At 64.9% G+C, this 19,535-nt stretch carries 20 protein-coding genes and 1 tRNA gene; 13 read left to right on the top strand and 8 right to left on the bottom strand.

The features are described 5' to 3' along the window. Positions 1–8: 8 nt before the first annotated feature. A complete protein-coding gene (gene hrpB, locus JX25_RS07545; protein WP_128254416.1) occupies positions 9–2,354 on the bottom strand; it encodes an ATP-dependent helicase HrpB in 2,346 nt (781 codons plus the stop codon). A 116-nt stretch (positions 2,355–2,470) separates the two neighbouring features. Here hrpB and JX25_RS07540 point away from each other — a divergent pair, with 116 nt between their 5' ends. Then, the gene (locus JX25_RS07540; protein WP_128254415.1) at positions 2,471–2,707 is read left to right on the top strand and encodes a hypothetical protein; all 237 of its coding nucleotides are present in this window, start codon (positions 2,471–2,473) and stop codon (positions 2,705–2,707) included. Here JX25_RS07540 and JX25_RS07535 read toward each other — a convergent pair. The 3 genes from JX25_RS07535 to JX25_RS14815 are packed head-to-tail and all read right to left on the bottom strand — an operon-like array spanning position 2,704 to position 4,655. Next, positions 2,704–3,159 (bottom strand): DUF2948 family protein, encoded by a 456-nt coding sequence (locus JX25_RS07535; RefSeq protein WP_128254414.1) that lies wholly within the window; start codon positions 3,157–3,159, stop codon positions 2,704–2,706. The two genes, JX25_RS07540 and JX25_RS07535, sit on opposite strands and share 4 nt — an antisense overlap. 58 nt (positions 3,160–3,217) lie before the next feature. Further along, complete coding sequence (murA, locus tag JX25_RS07530; RefSeq protein WP_128254413.1) at positions 3,218–4,483, bottom strand: UDP-N-acetylglucosamine 1-carboxyvinyltransferase; 1,266 nt, start codon at positions 4,481–4,483, stop codon at positions 3,218–3,220. Between the two features lie 4 nt (positions 4,484–4,487). Beyond that, a complete protein-coding gene (locus JX25_RS14815) occupies positions 4,488–4,655 on the bottom strand; it encodes a hypothetical protein (RefSeq protein WP_164876003.1) in 168 nt (55 codons plus the stop codon). A gap of 81 nt (positions 4,656–4,736) precedes the next feature. Here JX25_RS14815 and JX25_RS07525 point away from each other — a divergent pair. The 3 genes from JX25_RS07525 (at position 4,737) to JX25_RS07515 (ending at position 5,827) form a co-directional block, all read left to right on the top strand. Next, positions 4,737–4,811 (top strand) — tRNA-Thr (locus tag JX25_RS07525). Positions 4,812–4,903: 92 nt separating this feature from the next. Further along, on the top strand, positions 4,904–5,509 hold the full coding sequence (locus JX25_RS07520; RefSeq protein ID WP_206611534.1) for a DUF6538 domain-containing protein: 606 nt from the start codon (positions 4,904–4,906) through the stop codon (positions 5,507–5,509). A gap of 27 nt (positions 5,510–5,536) precedes the next feature. Beyond that, entirely contained in the window at positions 5,537–5,827 is a 291-nt protein-coding gene (locus JX25_RS07515) for a phage integrase SAM-like domain-containing protein (protein WP_128254412.1), read from the top strand. Positions 5,828–7,438: 1,611 nt separating this feature from the next. Here JX25_RS07515 and JX25_RS07510 read toward each other — a convergent pair. Further along, positions 7,439–8,239 (bottom strand): MurR/RpiR family transcriptional regulator, encoded by an 801-nt coding sequence (locus tag JX25_RS07510; protein ID WP_128254411.1) that lies wholly within the window; start codon positions 8,237–8,239, stop codon positions 7,439–7,441. Positions 8,240–8,394: 155 nt separating this feature from the next. On the opposite strand from JX25_RS07510, the gene JX25_RS07505 reads away from it, so the two are divergent. The 8 genes from JX25_RS07505 (at position 8,395) to JX25_RS07470 (ending at position 16,061) form a co-directional block, all read left to right on the top strand. After that, positions 8,395–10,026, top strand: coding sequence for an ABC transporter substrate-binding protein (locus JX25_RS07505; protein WP_128254410.1), 1,632 nt, complete (start codon positions 8,395–8,397; stop codon positions 10,024–10,026). Between the two features lie 63 nt (positions 10,027–10,089). Then, entirely contained in the window at positions 10,090–11,064 is a 975-nt protein-coding gene (locus tag JX25_RS07500) for an ABC transporter ATP-binding protein (protein WP_128254409.1), read from the top strand. Continuing rightward, complete coding sequence (locus JX25_RS07495) at positions 11,061–12,029, top strand: ABC transporter ATP-binding protein (RefSeq protein WP_128254408.1); 969 nt, start codon at positions 11,061–11,063, stop codon at positions 12,027–12,029. Before JX25_RS07500 ends, JX25_RS07495 begins: the two co-directional genes overlap by 4 nt. Then, positions 12,026–12,955, top strand: coding sequence for an ABC transporter permease (locus JX25_RS07490; protein WP_128254407.1), 930 nt, complete (start codon positions 12,026–12,028; stop codon positions 12,953–12,955). The genes JX25_RS07495 and JX25_RS07490 overlap by 4 nt, the downstream gene beginning before the upstream one ends. Positions 12,956–12,962: 7 nt before the next feature. Continuing rightward, positions 12,963–13,817, top strand: a complete 855-nt coding sequence (locus tag JX25_RS07485) for an ABC transporter permease (RefSeq protein ID WP_128254406.1) — start codon at positions 12,963–12,965, stop codon at positions 13,815–13,817. Between the two features lie 4 nt (positions 13,818–13,821). Beyond that, positions 13,822–14,565 (top strand): glycerophosphodiester phosphodiesterase family protein, encoded by a 744-nt coding sequence (locus JX25_RS07480; protein WP_128254405.1) that lies wholly within the window; start codon positions 13,822–13,824, stop codon positions 14,563–14,565. After that, on the top strand, positions 14,562–15,233 hold the full coding sequence (locus JX25_RS07475) for an HAD family hydrolase (RefSeq protein ID WP_128254404.1): 672 nt from the start codon (positions 14,562–14,564) through the stop codon (positions 15,231–15,233). The genes JX25_RS07480 and JX25_RS07475 overlap by 4 nt, the downstream gene beginning before the upstream one ends. A 3-nt stretch (positions 15,234–15,236) precedes the next feature. Further along, positions 15,237–16,061 carry a sugar phosphate isomerase/epimerase family protein gene (locus JX25_RS07470; RefSeq protein WP_128254403.1) on the top strand — a complete coding sequence of 275 codons (825 nt, stop codon included), beginning with the start codon at positions 15,237–15,239 and terminating at the stop codon, positions 16,059–16,061. A 925-nt stretch (positions 16,062–16,986) separates the two neighbouring features. Here the strand turns inward: JX25_RS07470 and JX25_RS07465 are convergent. From JX25_RS07465 to JX25_RS07455, 3 genes are all read right to left on the bottom strand, one after another. Further along, a complete protein-coding gene (locus tag JX25_RS07465) occupies positions 16,987–17,232 on the bottom strand; it encodes a hypothetical protein (RefSeq protein WP_128254402.1) in 246 nt (81 codons plus the stop codon). A gap of 292 nt (positions 17,233–17,524) precedes the next feature. After that, positions 17,525–17,797: an Atu4866 domain-containing protein gene (locus JX25_RS07460; RefSeq protein ID WP_128254401.1), complete on the bottom strand. Its 273-nt coding sequence runs from the start codon at positions 17,795–17,797 to the stop codon at positions 17,525–17,527. Between the two features lie 11 nt (positions 17,798–17,808). Then, positions 17,809–18,519 carry an SDR family oxidoreductase gene (locus JX25_RS07455; protein WP_128254400.1) on the bottom strand — a complete coding sequence of 237 codons (711 nt, stop codon included), beginning with the start codon at positions 18,517–18,519 and terminating at the stop codon, positions 17,809–17,811. Positions 18,520–18,613: 94 nt separating this feature from the next. Here JX25_RS07455 and JX25_RS07450 point away from each other — a divergent pair, with 94 nt between their 5' ends. After that, complete coding sequence (locus tag JX25_RS07450; protein WP_128254399.1) at positions 18,614–19,528, top strand: LysR family transcriptional regulator; 915 nt, start codon at positions 18,614–18,616, stop codon at positions 19,526–19,528. The last annotated feature ends 7 nt before the right edge of the window (positions 19,529–19,535 follow it).

Raw genomic sequence — 19,535 nt, 5'->3', positions numbered from 1 at the left:
CAACGCGTTCAGGTGCCGCGTGGTTTCGCCCTCAGGGTCGGGGCGGCCTGCGTCGGGTCTTCTGGCCACGGGTGGCGGGGGTACTGGCCGCGCATGTCCTTGCGCACATCGGCATAGCTGGAGGCCCAGAAGCCGGGCAGGTCCATCGTCACCTGCACGGGGCGGCGGGCGGGCGACAGAAGTGAAATGCGCAGCGGCCGGCCTGCAACCGTGGGGTGGGCGGTCAGGCCGAACATCTCTTGCAGGCGCACCTCGATGGCGGGAACCTCGCCGTCATAGTCGATGGGGATGCGGTTTCCCAAGGGGGAGGTGAAGTGCGAGGGCGTCAGCCGGTCGATCGTCTGCACCCCGTCCCAGCCCAGCCGGGCGCGTAACGGCTCGCTCAGGTCCAGCGCGCGCAGGTCGGCGGCGGTGCGTTTGCCGGCAAGAAAGGGCAGCAGCCAGTCAGGATCGGCCAGAAGTGCCTCGTCCGACACATCCATCACGTCGCAGAGCCGGATGCGTGCGCGCAGGCGGGCGGCGGCGGGCGTCCATGGCAGGCCGATCTGGCGAAGGCCTTCGAAAGCCGCAAGCCCTGTCGCTTGGGGCGGGGCGTCCCAGACGCGGTCATCCAGCACCAAGGCGCCAAACATCTCTTGCTTGCGGGCGATCACGCGGTTTTCGCGCCGGGACCATTCGCAAACGTCGCGCCATCGGGTCGGGAAAAGGGCGCGCAGCTCGGCCTCGGCGATCGGAACGGCCTGACGCACCTTCGCCTCGCGCGGGTCGCCATCAAGGTCGGTGGCCACGATCAGCCGTTGGGAGGAGAGGGGCAGGCCCGCCTCCATTGCCGCGCCCTTGCCGCCCGAAAGCACCCAGCGGGGGGTATCGCCCTTGCGGCGCAGCCCGATGCGGTCGGGATAGGCCAGCGCGGCCATCTGGCCCAAGGAGTGATCCTGTTTGCCCGCCATGCGCGACAGGCGCTTTGCCTCTTGCCGGATGCGGTCGATCGTGGGGCGGTGGGCGGCAGCAAACCGGTTCGGATCGCGAATGGCGGCCATGCGCTGGGCCAGATCGGGCGCCGCGCCGCGCAGCGGATCGCGTTCTGCCAGAAGGGCCGCCAGCAGCGGGCTGTCGCCGCCTGACAGCGCCAGCATATGCGCCAGCCGCGGATGCAGCGGGGCGCGGGACAGTGCGCGGCCGTGATCGGTGATGCGCCCGTCCTTCAAGGCACCCAGATCGTGCAGCAGCGCCCGCGCCTCGGCCAGCGGGCCTTCGGGCGGGCGGGTCAGGAAGGGCAGATCGTCGCTGCCCCAGACGGCCAGTTCCAGGGCAAGGCCGGTCAGGTCCGCCACCTCGATCTCTGCCGGGGGGAAGGCGGCAAGGGCACCTTCCTCGCCCTTCGTCCAAAGGCGATAGCAGATGCCCTCGGCCACACGGCCCGCGCGGCCACGGCGCTGCTCGGCCTCGGCCCGTGTCACGCGTTCGGTGACCAGCCGCGACATCCCCGAGGCAGAATCGAACCTCGCCCGCCGTGCACGCCCGGCATCCACCACGACGCGGATGCCGGGAATGGTAAGCGACGTTTCGGCGATGGATGTTGCAAGGATGATGCGGCGGTTCGGGGAAGGGGCCAGCGCCGCCCGCTGCGCGGTAAAATCCATCGCGCCGAACAGGGGGCGCACATCGCCGTCCAGCAGCGTCTGGACGCGGCGGATCTCTCCCTCGCCCGGCAGGAAAACGAGGATGTCGCCTTCGGTTTCCCCGGCGGCGTGGCGCACCAAGGCCGCCGTATCCGCCTCCAGCCGCCCCTGCGCGGGGCGGGGCAGCCAGCGCGTTTCCACCGGAAAGGCCCGACCGGCCGAGGTGATGACAGGCGCATCCATCAGCGCGGCCACGGGGGCCGCATCCAGCGTGGCCGACATCACCACCACCGCCAGATCCTCGCGCAGGGCCCCGCGGGATTCCAGCACCAGCGCCAAGCCGAGATCGGCATTCAGCGACCGTTCGTGGAATTCGTCGAAGATCACGGCTCCGATCCCGTCAAGCGAAGGATCATCCTGCACCATGCGCGTCAGGATGCCTTCGGTCACCACTTCGATCCGGCTGCCGGGCTTCGAATCGCCGCGAATGCGATAGCCGACGGTCTGGCCCACATGCTCGCCCATCTCCTCGGCGATGCGTTCGGCGGCGGCGCGGGCGGCAAGGCGGCGCGGTTCCAGCATGACGATGCGGCCCGCGACATGCGGCAGCAGCGCGGGTGGCACACGGGTGGTCTTGCCCGCGCCAGGCGGGGCCTGAAGCACGGCCATGCCGCGATCGGCGATGGCGGTGATCAGGGCGGGGAGAGCCTCGTCGATCGGAAGGGTCTGCATGGGGCGCTTATCGCGCGGCGCTGCCGCCGCATCAATGGGCCGCGAAATGTACGCAGCATTTTCGGGCCATTAACCTTTCCGCGCGATCCTTGCCGCATCACAGGAGGAGCTTTCCGATGATCGTTCAGGCATTGAAGCAAGTGGGGATGGCATTTCTGGCACCGGCGCGGGCGGTTCCGGCGACAACCTCCTTCTTCGAGGTGCAGTTGATCAGCAACGTGGCGCAGGCCATCGGCACCGTCCCGCTCAGCATCACGACCGACCGCCCGTTCGAGGTTGCCCGGGAACTTATGCGCGATCGCGACCCGAAGGCGTGGGGTGTGGAAATCCGGCCGGTGCGGCGCGCCCACTAATCATGGGCGGGCGCACGGCGCGATGCGGCAAGATAGGGGCGCGTGACATCACGCAGCGAAACGTCCAACGCTTCCAGTTGAAGCGCAATCGCGCCATCGCCGGCCAGAACAACCTCCAGCAGACCCGCGCCTTCTTCGGCGGGCACCCAGTTCAGGGCCAGCACCGACAGGACCGTGTCCTTGTCGTTCCGATCGATCCCCTGGCTGCGCACCGCCAGAACATCCTGGAAACACAGGATTGAACGGACACGCTCCGGCGCGGCGATGCGATCTTCCCAGCGAAAACGGTTCAGAAGCATCAGGAACTGGCGCTTGGACGGGCGATACCGCATTTCGGTGATCGGCAGGACGGCATCCTGCACCAGCGCCGAGATCACCTTCAGATCCTCGGCATCTTCGGCGCCAAGGTAAAGCGGCCGCTCCTCGGCATCTTCGAATCGCGCGTCGGCCATTTTTGTCTCCCCCGTCCGGTGCGTGGTCAAGATAAGCACCGGACGGGGAAGGGCAAGGTCAGCCTTCAATACGTTCGATCAGCGCGCCGCAGGCGGAAAGTTTTTCCTCCACCCGTTCATATCCGCGATCAAGGTGGTACACGCGGCTGACGACGGTTTCGCCTTCCGCCGCCAGCGCGGCAAGGATCAGCGAGACAGAGGCCCGCAGGTCCGTCGCCATCACGGGCGCGCCGCGCAGCTTGTCAACGCCATGCACGGTGGCGTGGCCACCATGCACTTCGATCCGCGCACCCATGCGGGACAGTTCCGGGGCGTGCATGAAGCGATTCTCGAAGATCTTCTCTTCAAGGATGCTGGTGCCTTCGGCGGTGCACAAAAGTGCCATCATCTGCGCCTGAAGGTCAGTGGGGAAGCCGGGGAAGGGCTCTGTCACCACGTCCACGGCGCGGATGCGGCCGTTCTTGCGGCTGACCTTGAGGCCGGCTGCCGTTTCCTCGACGCTGATGCCGGCTTCGTCCAGCTTTTCGCAGAAGGCGCCCAGCAGCTCGATCCTGCCGCCCAGCAGCTCCACCTCGCCGCCGCAGATGGCGGGGGCCAGCATATAGGTTCCAAGCTCGATCCGGTCGGTCACGACGGGATGCGTCGCGCCGCCCAGCCGGTCGACCCCCTGGATGGTGATGGTGGACGTGCCTTCGCCTTCGATCTGTGCGCCCATGCGGCGCAGGCAGCGGGCAAGGTCGACGATCTCCGGCTCTCGTGCTGCGTTCTTCAGGACGGTGGTGCCTTTGGCCAGCGTGGCGGCCATCAGCGCATTTTCCGTGGCGCCAACCGAGACGACGGGGAAGTCGAACACTGCGCCCTTCAGCCCGCCCGGTGCCTTGGCATGGACATAGCCGTCGCGCAGGTCCAGATCCGCGCCCATCGCTTCCAGCGCCTTCAGGTGCAGGTCCACAGGGCGCGCGCCGATGGCGCAACCGCCGGGCAGCGAAACCTCGGCATGGCCGAACCGCGCCAGCAGCGGGCCCAGAACAAGGATCGAAGCGCGCATCTTGCGCACGATCTCGTAGTCGGCCTTCTGGCTGGCGATCTGGTGCGAGGAAAGCGCAAGAACCTGCCCCCCCTGCAGCGACGCCACCTCGGCCCCGAGAGAGCCGAGAAGCTGCGTCATGGTACGGATATCCGACAGGCGCGGCGCGTTGGTCAACGTCAGCGGTTCATCCGTCAGAAGGGTGGCCGGCATCAGCGTCAGGCAGGCGTTCTTGGCACCTGCAATCGGGATCTGCCCGTTCAGGGGGCCATTGCCCCGCACCAGAATCGAATCCAAAATCTCAGTCCTTGTCCTGCTCGGCGTTCCCTTGGGAACGGGCGCGCGCCTGTGCCTTGCGTCGGGCCATATTGGCCTTCAACGCGGCCTTCAACCGGTCTTCGCGCGTTTCTGGGGCGGGCGCACCGCGCTTCGGCGGCTTCATGCCCGAGGGTGTGTCATCCTTGTTCATGCCATCTTGTAGCGCGGGGAAAAAAAACCGTCCAGTTGGGGTTGCATGCCGTGATTTTTGCGTCTATCCACCCGCCACGGCGCTGCAGTAGCTCAGTGGTAGAGCACACCCTTGGTAAGGGTGAGGTCGAGAGTTCAATCCTCTCTTGCAGCACCATTATATCCCGTTGATAACAAAGAAAACCCTTGTATCTAGGGGGTTCGTGCCCTTTTTGGTGCCAAACGCGGTGCCAGAATGAGGGCGAGACGATGGCTGGAAAGTTGCGACACTGGAAAGAGAAGGGCGGGCGGTTCTACGCCCGCGTTGCTGTTCCCAAGCCGCTGATCCCCTACGTCGGCAAGTCCGAGCTACTGGAAACTCTGGGTGGCGATCGGCGCGCGGCTATGCGGAAGCACCCAGGCGCGGTGGCCGTCCTTCAGGCGCAAATCATGTCCGCCGAGCGTCAAGCTGCCCAAGCGGGAGCCATGCCGGTCCAGGAGGGACGCTTCCTTCTCACGCCTGCTCAGATCGCCGCCAGCCATTACATCCGGCGGCTCGCCTTCGATGACGAACTGCGGAACGATTCACGCTATGCTTTGATAGGGATAGACGATCAGCTGGTGCAGCAGCTCCGGGACGGATCGGCCGGCAAGCTCAGTGATCTCCAACTCGCCGAGACTATGGGCTTAGAGATCGAACGTTTTCGTAGAGCCGGAAATCTGACGGCAGACGCGGGTTCGGAAGAATGGCGTTCGATTGCACGTGCTCTTTGCGCCGCCGAGCTTGAGGCACTTGCCCGAGTTGTCGAGCGAGATGAGGGCGATTTCACCGCTCAGTCATCGCACCCCCTTATCGGGAACGCGGACCCGGTGTAGGACTCACCTGCGCCGGTCCCGCTCAAGATGCTTTTCCATGAATACATCGCCAGCCGGCAAGCTCTCGGAAAGCACAAGGACGGAGCGAAGCAATGGGAGAACGCGGTCAAGCATCTGATCAAATTCGTCGGCCACAGTGACGCGGCCCGGATCACGAAGCGCAATCTGCTCGATTGGCGCGACAAGCTGCTGAGCGAAAAGAAAGCGCCGAAGACCGTCTCTGATGTCTACCTTGCCAGTGTTCGCGCCGTTTTCCGCTGGGCGTTCGAGAACGACCGCCTTTCTGGGACGCCTCGAAGGGCAGCGATCCGCGCCTGACGAGCCGGCTGCGGGCGGCTCTGCGGGCCATCTTCTGATCTGAACTTCCGGTCTGGCCGGCCCGTCCCGGCCGGAGCAGGAGGCCGGGATTTGCTTGACAGAGGCCTGATCTGTAACGCTTCCACGTTACAGGCCGTCAACTTCGGCCTGAAACGTCAATGTCACAAGGCAAAAGCTGTCAAGCAAGGTCAAGCAACCCCGGCCAGGCCCGCCCGGAACACCCCCGTTGCTTGACACCACCATACCCTAGCTTGACGGAAATCACCCCAGATGCACTTTTCCGAATCTCGTCAATTTCACCTGAAGCGCGTGCTGAAGCAGCTTCGCATTTGGGGCGCTCCACCAGCTCCAGAGCATCCTAAAGGCCAGCCTGCGGCTCGCTCACGCAGTCGCAGGCACATTCGGAAGCCCATCCTCCTCAAGCCTGGGTGTTCGAACTCACAGGAGGCCGAGAGGCGGACAAGGGATGATGCCCAGGCTGGGCGGCTCGGCCAGGCGGGAGCGCAGCGAAAAGGGCTACCTGCCCTGGGTGAGAGGGGGAAGAAGTCGAAAGGTGTATCGAAGCCCGTCCAGGTGCTCACATCCCCTCCAAGAGGGGAGAGGCGGCACGATCTGCCTGCGGAAAGGATTGTTCAGACAGTAGCCTACGGGTGCCGCGCCTGATCAGCTCGCCTTATCCGCCCGAGAAACCGCACCCTCCTCCAAGGACAACCGATGGCCGTGCCGGAAAGCTGATCGAGACGTGACACCAGCGCCAATCACAAAAGCTCTCAAAGCGCGCGCCTGGCTGGCTTTCCCTGCTGGGTGCACCACCGGCACCAGGACACAGTGAACAGGCTGCCAGGGACGCGCTGAAGCGCTCTGGCGCAGGTTCAAGAACTACCTGATCGGGTCTGCGTATGTAGCAGGGGCAGAAGGCCGGGGGCGCCTGCCCGCCCAACGTCACCGGAACGCCGGAAGGCTGACTGGTTCCTCGGGTGCCGGAAGGTTGTCCCAGGATGCGGATCAGCGTGACAGCCGGAGCCGTTTCTCGACAAAGGTTTAAAGTTACCAGTAAGAAGTAAGATACATATAATGTCGTGAGACGGCTCCAGTTGTCACGTCTCGGAAGGCATCCTCCGGCACGACGAAACGGCTCTGTTTCAGATGTTGGGCACCTCCGGCCAACGTGGACCTTCCGGCTGTTGCTGCAGCATGTCTGCACTCCATGGAACATGCTGGCCGAGCTTGCGGTAGGGGTCGCGCGGCCCCCAAAGCTGACCTTCCTCGACCCATGACTTGCCCGGCCAGACTGCGGTGCCGGACGAGGATGGACATGGGTAAGGCTTGATCTCCATGGGAGCCCTCGCCGGCATACAGGCACGCTCCGGGGCAGAGCGGCTCGGATGCGCCGCGTCGGGATGGCCCCCAAGGGCAGACTGAAGTCCTAGACGAGCCCGCGATGCTCATCCTGATGCCGCATGGGTCGCCACCCAAGTGTAAGTCTAGGCTCCTCTGTTGACAGGCCTGGAGAGCCGTTTCTGAGGAGCTCCCGGCCGCGGCGAGAGATGCCGAAGACGAGCGTTCAGAAACAATGGATCTGGAGCTAGCAATTCCCGTTCGCATAGCGCTTCATTTCATTCGCTGTCGTGCAACTTCCGCGCCCAGGCATTCAATCACCAACAGGTTGGCGGTCAAAGGGGTGAGGATGCCATCCGAACTTCGGATCCGCAGGCCGGACAGCGCGATGACCTTGTCGGCCGCTTCACCGACAGGACTTGACGCACGTCCGGTGATGGCGATGGCCCTTGCTCTCGCATGCCGTGCGCTGCGGAGGAACTTCACTGTGTCCTCGGTCAGGCCTGAAAGGGAGAAGGCGATCGCGACGCAGCCCGCATCGAGGCCATGTGCGACCTCATGGGCGATATGCGCGTCGCGGAAGGAGAAGGCGGGAAGGTTCAGCCGCTGCAGACGGTAGGTCAGCATATCGGCTGCCATGCTGGATAACCCGGCGCCGTAGATGTCGATGCGTCGGCTGCGGAGCAGAAGGGTCGCGACAAGAGCAAGCTCCTTCCCATCCATACTCCGCGCTGCATCGCTGATGCTCCGCTCGAAAGCGTCTCGTATCGTGTCGTAGGCACCTCCCGATGATAGGCCGGGTGGCGGCGTCTGCGGACGGCCCAGCTCTACCGCAAGCGCCATCTTGAAGTCCCGGTAGCCCTTGAAGCCGAGGCTGCGGCAGAGCCGCACGACGCTTGCTTCGCCACTGCCGGAGAAGCTGCCCAGCTCCGTTACCGACTGGTGAATGACCATCTCGGGATGTTCCAGCACGTATTTCGCAATGCGACTCAGTGCGTTGGGCAAGGCATCCATGCTGCCCTGCAACAGGTCCAGCACGTCGGTCGGAACGGACGCGCCGTCGGTGGATCTCATCTGCCGTCTTTCTCGAACCTGTCCATGGATTTTGCGCACAGGCGGAGGCCGCGTCAAGCTGATCGGTTGGAGATTTATTCCACGCGGTCACAAAAATGAAAAATAATGCCGCTAGCAGATTGGCAAAAGCACCGAAACGGGAAACGCGAGGGACCATGCTCATCAATCGCCGCCACACCCTTGGCCTTCTGGGGGCCGCCACCGGGTCGCTGATCCTGCCGCGCAGTCTGCGTGCGCAGGGAACGCGCCGCGAGATCACCATCGCGGTGCAGAAGATCACCAACAACGGGACGCTCGACGTCTGGAACGAGCAGTCGAACGTCGGCGAGCGGGTGTTCTTCCCCAACATGTGGGAAGGGCTTATCGACCGCGACTGGATGGGCAACCAAGGTCCGGTGGCGGCCCTTGCCACCGAGTGGAACCGCCTCGACGACAAGACGATCGAGCTGAAGCTGCGCGAAGGCGTCCGCTTCCACAACGGCGACGAGATGACGGCCGAGGACGTGGTATTCTCCTTTTCGGACGAGCGCCTGTTCGCCGGGACCGCGCCGGTCGGCGGCACCACCCTGTATGCCGAGGATTTCAAGCCGCAGAACGCCAAGGAGCTTCCGGCCGGCATTCCCGGCGTCGCGCGCCGCATGTGGCCCGCCCTGCGCGGCGTGGAAGCCGTGGACAGGTATACCGTCCGCTTCCACAATGCGACCCCGGACCTGACGCTGGAAGGTCGTCTCTACGCCAACGGCTCGCAGATCCTGAACAAGCGAGCCTGGGATGAAGCCGCAAGCTATGCTGAATGGGCTGCCAAGCCCGTCACCACCGGCGCCTACATGGTCGAGGAGTATCGTCCCGACGTGTCACTGACACTGGTCGCGCATGACGACTATTGGGGCGGACGCCCGCCGCTGGCACGCATCCGCTTCGTGGAGGTTCCCGAAGTCGCGAGCCGCGTGAACGGCCTCATGTCGGGGGATTACGACTTCGCCTGCGACCTGCCGCCGGACCAGATCGCCACGGTCGCGGCCGCGCCGGGCCTCGAGGTGCAGTCCTCCACCATCTGGAATCACCGCCTTTCGGTATTCAACAAGCTGAACGAGATCCTCGCGGACCCGCTGGTGCGCCGCGCCTTGACCCATTCGATCGACCGCCAGATGATCGTGGACGCGATGTGGGGCGGCGAGACGGTGGTGCCCGCCGGCCTGCAATTCGAAAGCTTCCGGTCGTCCGACATGTTCATCGAGGGCTGGGCGGTGCCGGAATACGACCCCGAGCTGGCGCGCAACCTCCTCAAGCAGGCAGGCTACAAGGGCGATGCGATCCCTTATCGTCTGCTGAACAACTACTACACGAACCAGACGCCCACGGCGCAGATCCTGGTGGAGATGTGGGCTCAGGTCGGCCTGAACGTCGAGATCGAGATGAAGGAAAATTGGTCCCAGATCCACGATGCCGAAGGCACGCGCGGCGTGTTCGACTGGTCCGCCTCCAACACGATCAACGATCCCATCACGCCAATGGTCGTCCAGTTCGGACCCAACGGACAGGCGCAGCAGATGCGCCACTTCTGGAATGATGAGGTGAACCAGCTTTCGGTTGTCATGGAAACCTCCACCGACCGGGCCGCGCGCAAGAAGGCCTTCGCGCGGATGCTGGACATCTGCGAGCGCGAGGATCCGGCCTATCAGGTGCTTCACCAGAATGCCGTCTTCACCGGAATGAAGTCGGAGCTGAACTGGAAGGCCGCACCGGCCTTTGCGATGGACTTCCGCGCCTCGAACTGGAGCGCCTGATCCCTGACGCACGGCGGGCGAACGCTCCCGCCGTGCCCGATTTGACCCACGAAGGAGGGCGGGATGGCCTTCGTTTCCATTCGCGATCTGCGCGTCGCATTCAGTGGCGTGCCCGTGCTGCACGGCATCGACCTCGATATCGCGAGGGGCGAAGCAGTGGGGCTTGTCGGTGAGTCGGGCTGCGGCAAGTCAGTCACCTGGCTGGCAGCGCTCGGTCTCCTTCCGGGAAAGGCGCGCGTCACCGGCTCCGTCACGCTGGACGGGGAGGAGCTGATCGGGGCTTCCCGCCGTGCGGTCGAAAAGGTGCGCGGCGCGCGCATCGCGATGATCTTTCAGGACCCGTCCTCTTCGCTCAATCCGGTGCATCGGATCGGCCGGCAGATCGGCGAAAGCCTCGCGCTGCACCGCGGGCTGCGGGGTGCGGCTGCAAGGGCGGAGGCCATCCGCCTTTTGGACATGGTGGGTATCCCCTCGGCGGCGAAGCGGATCGACCTTTACCCGCACGAATTCTCCGGCGGGCAATGCCAGCGCATCATGATCGCCATGGCGCTGGCCGGGCAGCCGGACCTCCTGATCGCAGACGAGCCCACGACCGCGCTCGATGCCACGATCCAGGCGCAGATCCTCGACCTTCTGGCGCGCCTGCGGCACGAGACGGGGATGGCGATGGTGTTCATCAGCCACGACCTCGGCGCCGTGTCGTCGATCTGTGATCGTGCGACGGTGATGTATGCTGGCCGCATCGTGGAGCGGGCGGAGATCGGGGCGCTGTTCCGCGCGCCGATGCATCCCTACACGCGGGGCCTCTTTGACGCGATCCCGGATCTGGATGCCGAACGCGCGCGCCTTGCGCCGATCGAGGGAACTGTTCCCGATCCCAAGGCCCTTCCGGCGGGCTGCGCGTTCTCGCCCCGTTGTGTCCGCGCCAACGGATTCTGCCGGATGGAGGAGCCCGACCTGAAGCCGCAGCCGAACGGCGGCGAAGTCGCATGCTTCTACCCCATTCCCGCCCCGCAGCGCGAGGAGGCCTTCGCATGACCCCGCTTCTGCAGACCCGCGGGCTGGTCCAGCGCTACGTCACCGGCAAGTCGCTGTTCGGCGAGGCCGATACCGTGCGTGCGGTGGACGGAATCGACCTGTCGGTGCGCGAGGGCGAAATCCTCGGCATCGTGGGGGAGAGTGGCTCCGGCAAATCGACGCTCGGCCGGATGCTTCTTGGTCTGGAAGTCCCGCATCAAGGCGAGGTTCTGTGGCAGGGCCGGCCCATGCCTTCCCCGCGCACCGCCGCCTGGCGCGAGCTGCGCGCCCAGATGCAGCTGATCTTCCAGGACCCGCTTGCCGCGCTCGATCGCCGGATGACGATCGGCGCCCAGATTGCGGAGCCGCTGGAGATCCACGACATCGATCGTGCAAACGCGGCGGACCGCGTGGCCGAACTGATGGACCGCGTCGGTCTGCGCCCCGATCAGGCGCGAAGCTATCCGCACGAGCTGTCGGGCGGGCAGCGTCAGCGCGTCGTCATCGCCCGCGCCCTTGCAAGCCGTCCGCGATTTCTTGTCTGCGATGAGCCGGTCTCGGCGTTGGACGTGTCGATCCAGGCGCAGGTGGTGAACCTGCTGCGCGACCTGCAGGAGCGGGACGGGTTGACGATGGTGTTCATCAGCCATGACCTGAAGGTCGTGCGCAACATCTGCGACCGCGTGGCCGTCATGTATCTGGGCCGCGTGGTGGAGGAGGCGCTTTCCGACCGGATCTTCTCGGACCCGCGCCACCCCTACACGCAGGCGCTCGTCTCATCGATCCCGAAAGTGGGACAGGGACTGGAAGGCCGCATCATCCTGCCCGGAGAGCCGCCGAACCCCGCCTGCCGCCCTTCGGGTTGCGCCTTCCATCCGCGCTGCCGCGCGGCTGTCACCGCCTGCGCCGCGACCGAGCCTGCGCTGGAACATCATGATGGTCGTCTCGCCGCCTGCCTATGCCTGAGCGAACGGGAGGCCGCATGATCCGCTTCGTCTTCCTCAAACTTGCCCGCGCGCTGCTCACGATCCTGCTGGTCATGACCTTTGCCTTCGTCGTGCTGCGCCTGTCGGGCGATCCGGCGCAGATCATGCTCGGCCCCGACGCACCGCAGGATGCCATCGACGCGTTCCGCGCCCGCTGGGGCTTCGACGATCCGCTGTGGCGCCAGTATCTCGCCTATCTGGGGCAGATCCTGCGGGGCGACTTCGGTGTCTCCATGCGCGACGGGTCCGCGGCCATCGACCTTGTCATGGAGCGGGTGCCTGCCACGCTGGCGCTGACCGTTCCCGCGCTGGTCCTGAAGCTGGCGATCGGCATCCCTGCAGGCGTTTATGCGGCGCTCCATCGCGAAAGCATCGCCGACCGGGGGGTCATCATGGCCTCGATCTTCGGCTTCACGATCCCCTCATTCGTGCTGGGGCTGGTGCTGGTCCTGATCTTCTCCATCACCTTCGATCTTCTGCCTTCGGGTGGGCAGGATACGTGGCGCCATGCGATCCTGCCGATCCTGACCATGTCCATTGGCGGCATCGGCATCCTTGCGCGCTTCTCGCGTTCGGCCATGATCGAGGTGCTGGGCCAGCCATACATCCGCACCGCGATGGCCAAGGGCCTGCCCTGGCGCGACGTGGTATGGCGGCACGCGCTGCCGAACGCCGCCGTGCCCATCGTCACGCTCGTGGGCTTCATGCTCGGTTCGCTGATCGCGGGGGCCGTGGTGGTGGAAAGCATCTTCTCCTGGCCCGGCGTGGGGCGGCTGATCGTCGTGTCCGTTGCCAACCGCGACCTTGCGGTGGTGCAGTGCCTGCTGCTGGTGATCGCTGCGACAATGGTGATCGCGAACCTCCTCGTTGACTTCACCTATGGCCTGCTGGACCCGCGCCTGCGGTCCGCCCGCCCCGCGCATTGAGGGTTCGATGACGATCGCAATCGCAAAGCCCCGCCTTCTTACCCGCATCCGCCTGCGCGTGCCGCTTCTTGTCGCCATCGCCATCGGGTGGCTGACGCTGATGGTCGCCACCGCCATCTTCGCCGACCTGATCCGGCCCTACGAGGTCACGAGGATGGACCTCATGGCCCGCCTGGCGCCGATCGGCACACCTGGCCACTGGCTCGGCACGGACGAGCTGGGGCGCGATGTCTTTTCCCGCCTCGTCCAGTCGATCCGCGTGTCGCTGGTCATCGCCTTCGGCGCCACGATCCTTTCGGCGGTGTTCGGCACGACGCTGGGTTTTCTTGCCGCGCAGTTCCGGGGTTGGGTGGAGAACTTCGTGATGTCACTGGCCGACTTTCAGGCCGCGCTGCCCTTCATGATCATGGCGCTGTCGGTGCTGGCCTTCTTCGGAACCTCCATGGTGCTGCTGGTCTGCCTGATGGGCTTTTACGGGTGGGAGCGGTATGCCCGCATCGCGCGCGGGCTTGCCATTTCCGCCTCGGCGCAGGGTTACGCTGCGGCGGTGGTGCAGTTGGGAGCCACGCCGCGCAGGCTTTACCTGAAGCACATCCTCCCGAACGTCGCCTCCACCCTCATCGTTTCGATGACGCTGACCTTCCCCGAGATCATCCTAATGGAATCCGGGCTCAGCTTCCTCGGCCTCGGGGTGCAACCGCCGCAAACCTCGCTCGGCAACATGGTGGGGTTCGGGCGGGAATACCTGACCCGCGCGCCCCACATCATGCTCGCTCCCGCGCTCATCATCGTGCTGACCACGCTGTCCATCTCGCTCCTTGGCGACTGGCTGCGCGACAGGCTCGACCCCACGGTAAGGTAGTTACATGCCGAAGATCATGGCCCATCGGGGTGCCCGCAACCTCTGGGCTGAAAACTCGCTTCTAGGCTTCCGCGAAACGGTGGCCCTCGGCTTCGACGCGATAGAGTTCGACCTGCACGTGACCGATGCGGGGCAACTGGTCGTCATTCACGATGCCATGCTGGATCGCACGACGACCGGCACCGGCCCCGTGCGGGCGCTGACGGATGAAAGCCGCCGCGCCCTGCGCCTGAAGGGGCCGGACGGCAAGACCATCGATGAAGGCGTGCCTACCTTCGAGGAAGCCTTGGAGATCCTGCGGCAAGGCTCCGCCGATCTTTACGTGGAGCTGAAGGGGGACGAGGCCGGGCGTTCCTATTCGGGCATGGCGGCGATGGCAGCGGCCGTGCTGGACCGCCACGGCCTTCGCGACCGCAGCGTCCTGCACAGCTTCGACATCGCCGTGGTGCGCGAGATCCGCGACACGGCCCCCGGCTTCCGCCGCCTGATCTCCGTCAACCGGGACTGGGCTGACCGGCAGGGGGGTATCGCGACCTTCCTCGGCGAGGTGGACGGGCTGGTCGACATCGTCGGCATCCACCATGAGCTTTACGAGGCCGAGATCGACACGATCGCCGCGATCCGCCCGATGGAGACGACCTCCGTCTGGACGATCAACGACGCGGACACCATCCGCCGCTGGGCCGGCACCGATGTCGGCTTCATCGTGTCGGACGATCCCGTCCTCGCGCGGAGCCTCGCCGGATGAGCGCGATCCTCTTCGACTGCGACGGTGTGCTGATCGACAGCGAGCCGATGGGCTGCGTCGCCTTGGCGCAGGCGATCACCGCCGCCGGCCTGCCCATGACGCCCGATGACGCGGCGGCCATCTTTCCAGGCAACGGGCACGCCGAAAGCCTTGCCTGGATGACGGCGAACGGCCTCGACGGCGGCGCGGTCCTTGCCGAGGTGGACCGGATTCTGTTTGCCATGTTCGAGCATGAGGTGCCGCTGATCCCCGGCATCGAGGCGGTGCTGGACGCTATCGACGTGCCGATGGCCGTCTGCTCCAATTCCATGATCCGGCGGCTGGACCTGTCCCTTGGCCGCACCCCGCTGCCGCGGCGGTTCGGGAGACACGTCTATTCGGCAGAGCAGGTGGCCCGTGCCAAGCCCGCGCCCGATCTGGCGCTGTTCGCAGCAGGTCAGCTCGGCATCCGGCCGGAAGATGCGATCTTCATTGACGACAATGTGCACGGCGTCGCCTGCGCCCGCTCGGCGGGCTGTCTGGCCGTGGGGTTCGTCGGCCCGTCCGATCATCGTCCCGAACAGGATGCCCGTCTACGGGCCGCCGGGGCCCATCATGTCGTGCATGGCACAGACGGGCTGCTGGCCCTGCTGCGCACCCGTATTCCCTCCTCTCAGAAAATGGCCTGACACATGACCGATCTTCCGCTTCTCGGCATAGCGATCCCGACCCGGCTGCTGCCCGTCTACCGCGATTTCCTGCTGTCCGAAAATCGTGATCTGGAACTGCAGGACTTCTGCGACGCTGACCTGCTGAACGGTGATTGGCGCGCCGTGGCGGAGGAAGCCAAGGCACGCCTTGCCGGATATGGGGGGCGCCTCGGGATTCACGGCCCCTTCTGGGGCCTGAACATCGCCAACCCGGATATCGAGATGGGCGACCTCGTCCGTCGCAAGCATCTGCAGGGGCTCGAGGTTTGCGAGCATCTGGGCGCCACGCAGATGGTCGTGCACTCGCCTTATTCGACTTGGGACTTCAACAACCTTGACAACGAGCCGGGACGCGCCCGCTACGCCCGCGTGACGGAAACCTGTCACCGGATCATGAGCCCCGTGGTGCGTCGCGCTGAGGAGATCGGCGTGACCCTCGTGATCGAGAACATCGAGGACAAGGATCCCGACATCCGCCGCATACTGGCCGACAGCTTCGGCTCGTCGGCCGTGGCCGTCTCGGTCGACACGGGACATGCGCATTACGCGCACGGATCGACCGGCGCGCCGCCGGTGGATTATTTCATCCGGCGTGCAGGCGACCGGCTGCAGCATGTGCATCTGCAGGACGCCGACGGGCATGCGGATCGGCACTGGGCCATAGGGGAGGGCAACATCCTGTGGCATTCCGTCTTTGCTGCGCTCTCCGAACTGCCGTCGAACCCGCGCCTCATCCTAGAACTACGGGACAAGGACAGCATCCATGGGTCCGTGGACTGGCTCGTGAAAGCGGGTCTCGCTCGCTGAGCTTTGCGTTCCATGCCCGCTTTGACCGTACTTACAGAAATGTAGGTGCGGTCGATGATGGAAGCCCGGAAAGCGCACCTCCTCCCTCGGAGTGCGAAGGCGCATTCTGCGTCCCAGTGACGTGCTTCCAGCTCTCGAAGCTACGGGGGCGCATCGTCAAGGGCGCCTGACGACAGAACCTTCCCCGATCTTCGAAGTTCTCCGGCTGACCCCTGCAGCATCGGGCAGGCATGGGCATGAGGAAAGGCTTGATCTCCATGGGCCTTCGCCGGCTTACAGGCACGTTCCAGGGCAGACCCGCTTGGACGTGGCGCGTCAGGATGGCACCGCAAGGGCAGACCGAAGTCCTAGACAAGCGCCCTGCGCTCATCCTCATGCCGGTTGGGTCGCCATCGAAGTGGCGCCCTATGCTCCTCTGTTGCGTGTCGCTGTCAGCACCAAAAGACGCTCGTTAGCCAGAATGCTTGCCAGGCCGATGACATCGCCCGTTCTGCCGCTGGCGTCACGTCGCGTGGCCCAGAGATCTACATGGCAACGATGAACGTTAGCGTGAGCTCAATGCCGGTGTTGCTCTGGCCGCGCCTAGGGTCTGCCGCGCGACAGAGGATGGGACATTGAGCGCCGCACCGACGGGACGTGGCTCTGAACCTCATGTCGGTGTCGATGATGGGACATGCCTGCCGTTGGCGACGTTGCAGCGCTTGAAATTTCAGGCAGGTATTTCAAGGATATCTTTCGGCATAGGATTGCCCCAAAAACCCAAAAGGTTGCTTTATAGCCCCAACCCGCGCCTCGAGCGGCACCCCATCTCGGCGTCAGCGCCGGAGGAGACTGAGAGCCATGGTTGCACGGGATCAGGAACGGATGAAGGCGGGTCGGAAGGCGCCGAAACCGCTATGGGCACATGGGGCGGCGCTCCCGCGGCTCAGGTGTCTTTGCCCAGGAGGAGCGCCAGGTGCTCATAGGCCTCGTTGAGCGTGTCGAACTCCTGGTCCGTGAAGCCCGCCTGCTCGGGGCGGTCGTCGTGGCCCATGTTGGCGAGCGTGAATACGACCTGCCCGTCCTCCTCGTGGATCGCGAGCTCTCGGCGCTCGTCGGCAACCATCTGCACGGCGGCGAAGTGGACGAGGGCCGTGTCGGAGAAGGAGATGATCTTGAACTTGGGTATCATGGTGCGGGACCTTTCAGCTTGGCATTCTTCGGGACGCCCGCCAGCCATACATCATGGCACATTCGATGTCGCCCGATCGCGGATCTTCGCATGCCAGCGCATCGTCTGCCGACGCAGAATTGCGCGGTTTCTGTTATGAAGCGCATAGGGTGGCGCCCCGGAGGAACAGTATCCCTGAAGCGTCACCACCAAAGGTGATCGGGATGGGACTGAGCCGACATTCGAGACAGATCAATGGGACTGTCTTGAACTTGCACGCTTGTGAATACAGGGTTGTCGGCACCCGTTTCCATCACCGACGCAGCACCATGCTGCCGTGATAGAGGACGCCTTCCACGAAATCTCCATCGGCAGTGAAGCCGGTATCGTCCCGATATTCGATTCGGTCACCGGTTACCGTGTATCGGCCTGTGTAGGCGGCCTCGCGCGTGCCGCGTGCCTCGATGTAGCGGCCGTTCTGAAGAAGCTCATGCCGGATGTGGTTATCTGCGGTGATCCACATTCCGGCATAGGGATGCGCCGCAACGTCGTCTGCCACGACGATGGCTGGGATGTTCAGGTCCATGATGCGTCCTCTCACACCGAGCGGGTGGGGCGGATGACGATCTCGTTCACATCGACATCCTCGGGCTGTTCCAGCGCGAAACGGGCCGCGCGGGCGATGGCATCGGGCTTCAGGGCGATGGCACGGTAGGCTTTCATGCCTTCCGCCGCGACGGGATCGGTGATGCTGTCGGCAAGCTCGCTTTCCACAACGCCGGGATGGATGCAGGTCACGCGGATGTCAGGATTCTCCTGACGAAGCCCGTCGGAGATCGCACGGACGGCATATTTCGTCGCACAGTAGACTGCCGCCGTAGGCGAGACCGAAAGGGCACCGATCGAGCCGATGTTGATGATATGGCCCGACCCGCGTCCCGTCATCTCGGGCAGGACCGCAGCTATGCCGTAGAGCACGCCCTTGATGTTCACGTCCACCATCCGGTCCCACTCCGCGACCTTCGTTGCGGCCATGGGCGAGAGCGGCATCACCCCCGCATTGTTGATGATGGCATCGACCCGGCCCCATTCGGCCCGCGCCGCCTCTGCGAAGGCGGCAACATCATCGGCCCGCGTCACATCCAGTTCACGGAAGCGGATGTTGCCGCCCAATTTGTCAGCCAGCGCTGCCAGCCGGTCCATCCGCCGCGCGCCGATCATCAGTTTCGCCCCTGTGGCTGCCAACTCGCGCGTGATGCCTTCGCCGATGCCGCTCGATGCGCCGGTGATCAGGATTACCTTGTCCATCTTCGTCTCCTTTGTTGATGAGGCGAAGGTAGACGCGAGCACTTGAGCGCGGTATCCGCCCAGTGATCAACAAACTGTCCAGCCAGGCTAACCAATGGATTTGAACCTCCTGCGCATCTTCCTTGCTGTGGCCGAGGCGGGCAACTTCACTGCCGCCGCCGAACGACTGGGCGTAACACGCTCCGCCATCAGCCAGGGCATCCGCCGGCTAGAGGATCAGCGCGGCCTCGCCCTTGTCCACCGCACCACCCGCAGCGTCAGTCTGACCGAGGCGGGGGCGGGGTTGCATGCGGCCATCGCCAATCCCTTTGCGGAAATCGGTGCGGCGCTCGAAGATCTGGCGACCGACACACCACGCGGAACGCTGCGCATCGCCGTCACCTCCATCGCAGAGCGGTTCCTGTCCGGCCCGCTGGTCGCCAGCTTCATCCAAGCATATCCCAACATCACTCTGGACGTTACCGTGGCCGATGCCGAGTTCGACATCGTGGCGGAGGGGTTCGACGCAGGCGTGCGTCTTGGCGAGGTGATCGCGCAGGACATGATCGCCGTGCCATTGACCGGCGAGCAGCGCCAGATCGCCGTTGCCGCACCTGGATACCTTGCCGCCCACGGCACCCCCACCCATCCGCGCGAGCTGACGGCGCATCGCTGCATCGGCTGGCGCCCTGCGCCGGGCCGCGCGCCCTACCGGTGGGAATTCGAGGAGAACGGTCGCGCCTTCGACGTGGCCGTTCCCGCCCATCTGACGACCAACGACATGCAGCTCATGATCCGCACGGCGCTGGCCGGCGGTGGCATCACCTTCGGGATGGAAGAAAGCTTCGCACCCCATATTGCGACGGGAAGCCTCATCCCGGTTCTCGAACCGTTCCTGCCGCCTTTTGCAGGGTTCTATCTGTTCTATCCCAGCCGGCGGAATGTCGCGCCCAAGCTGCGCGCCATGATCGACCACGTGCGGAGTCCTGTCACGCTCCGCACTTCATTCCGCCAGTCAGAGTCGAAATAGCCACTAT

The sequence above is a fragment of the Falsirhodobacter deserti genome, from assembly GCF_004015795.1.
Classification (GTDB): domain Bacteria; phylum Pseudomonadota; class Alphaproteobacteria; order Rhodobacterales; family Rhodobacteraceae; genus Falsirhodobacter; species Falsirhodobacter deserti.
This window is presented reverse-complemented; position numbering and strand designations above follow the sequence as displayed.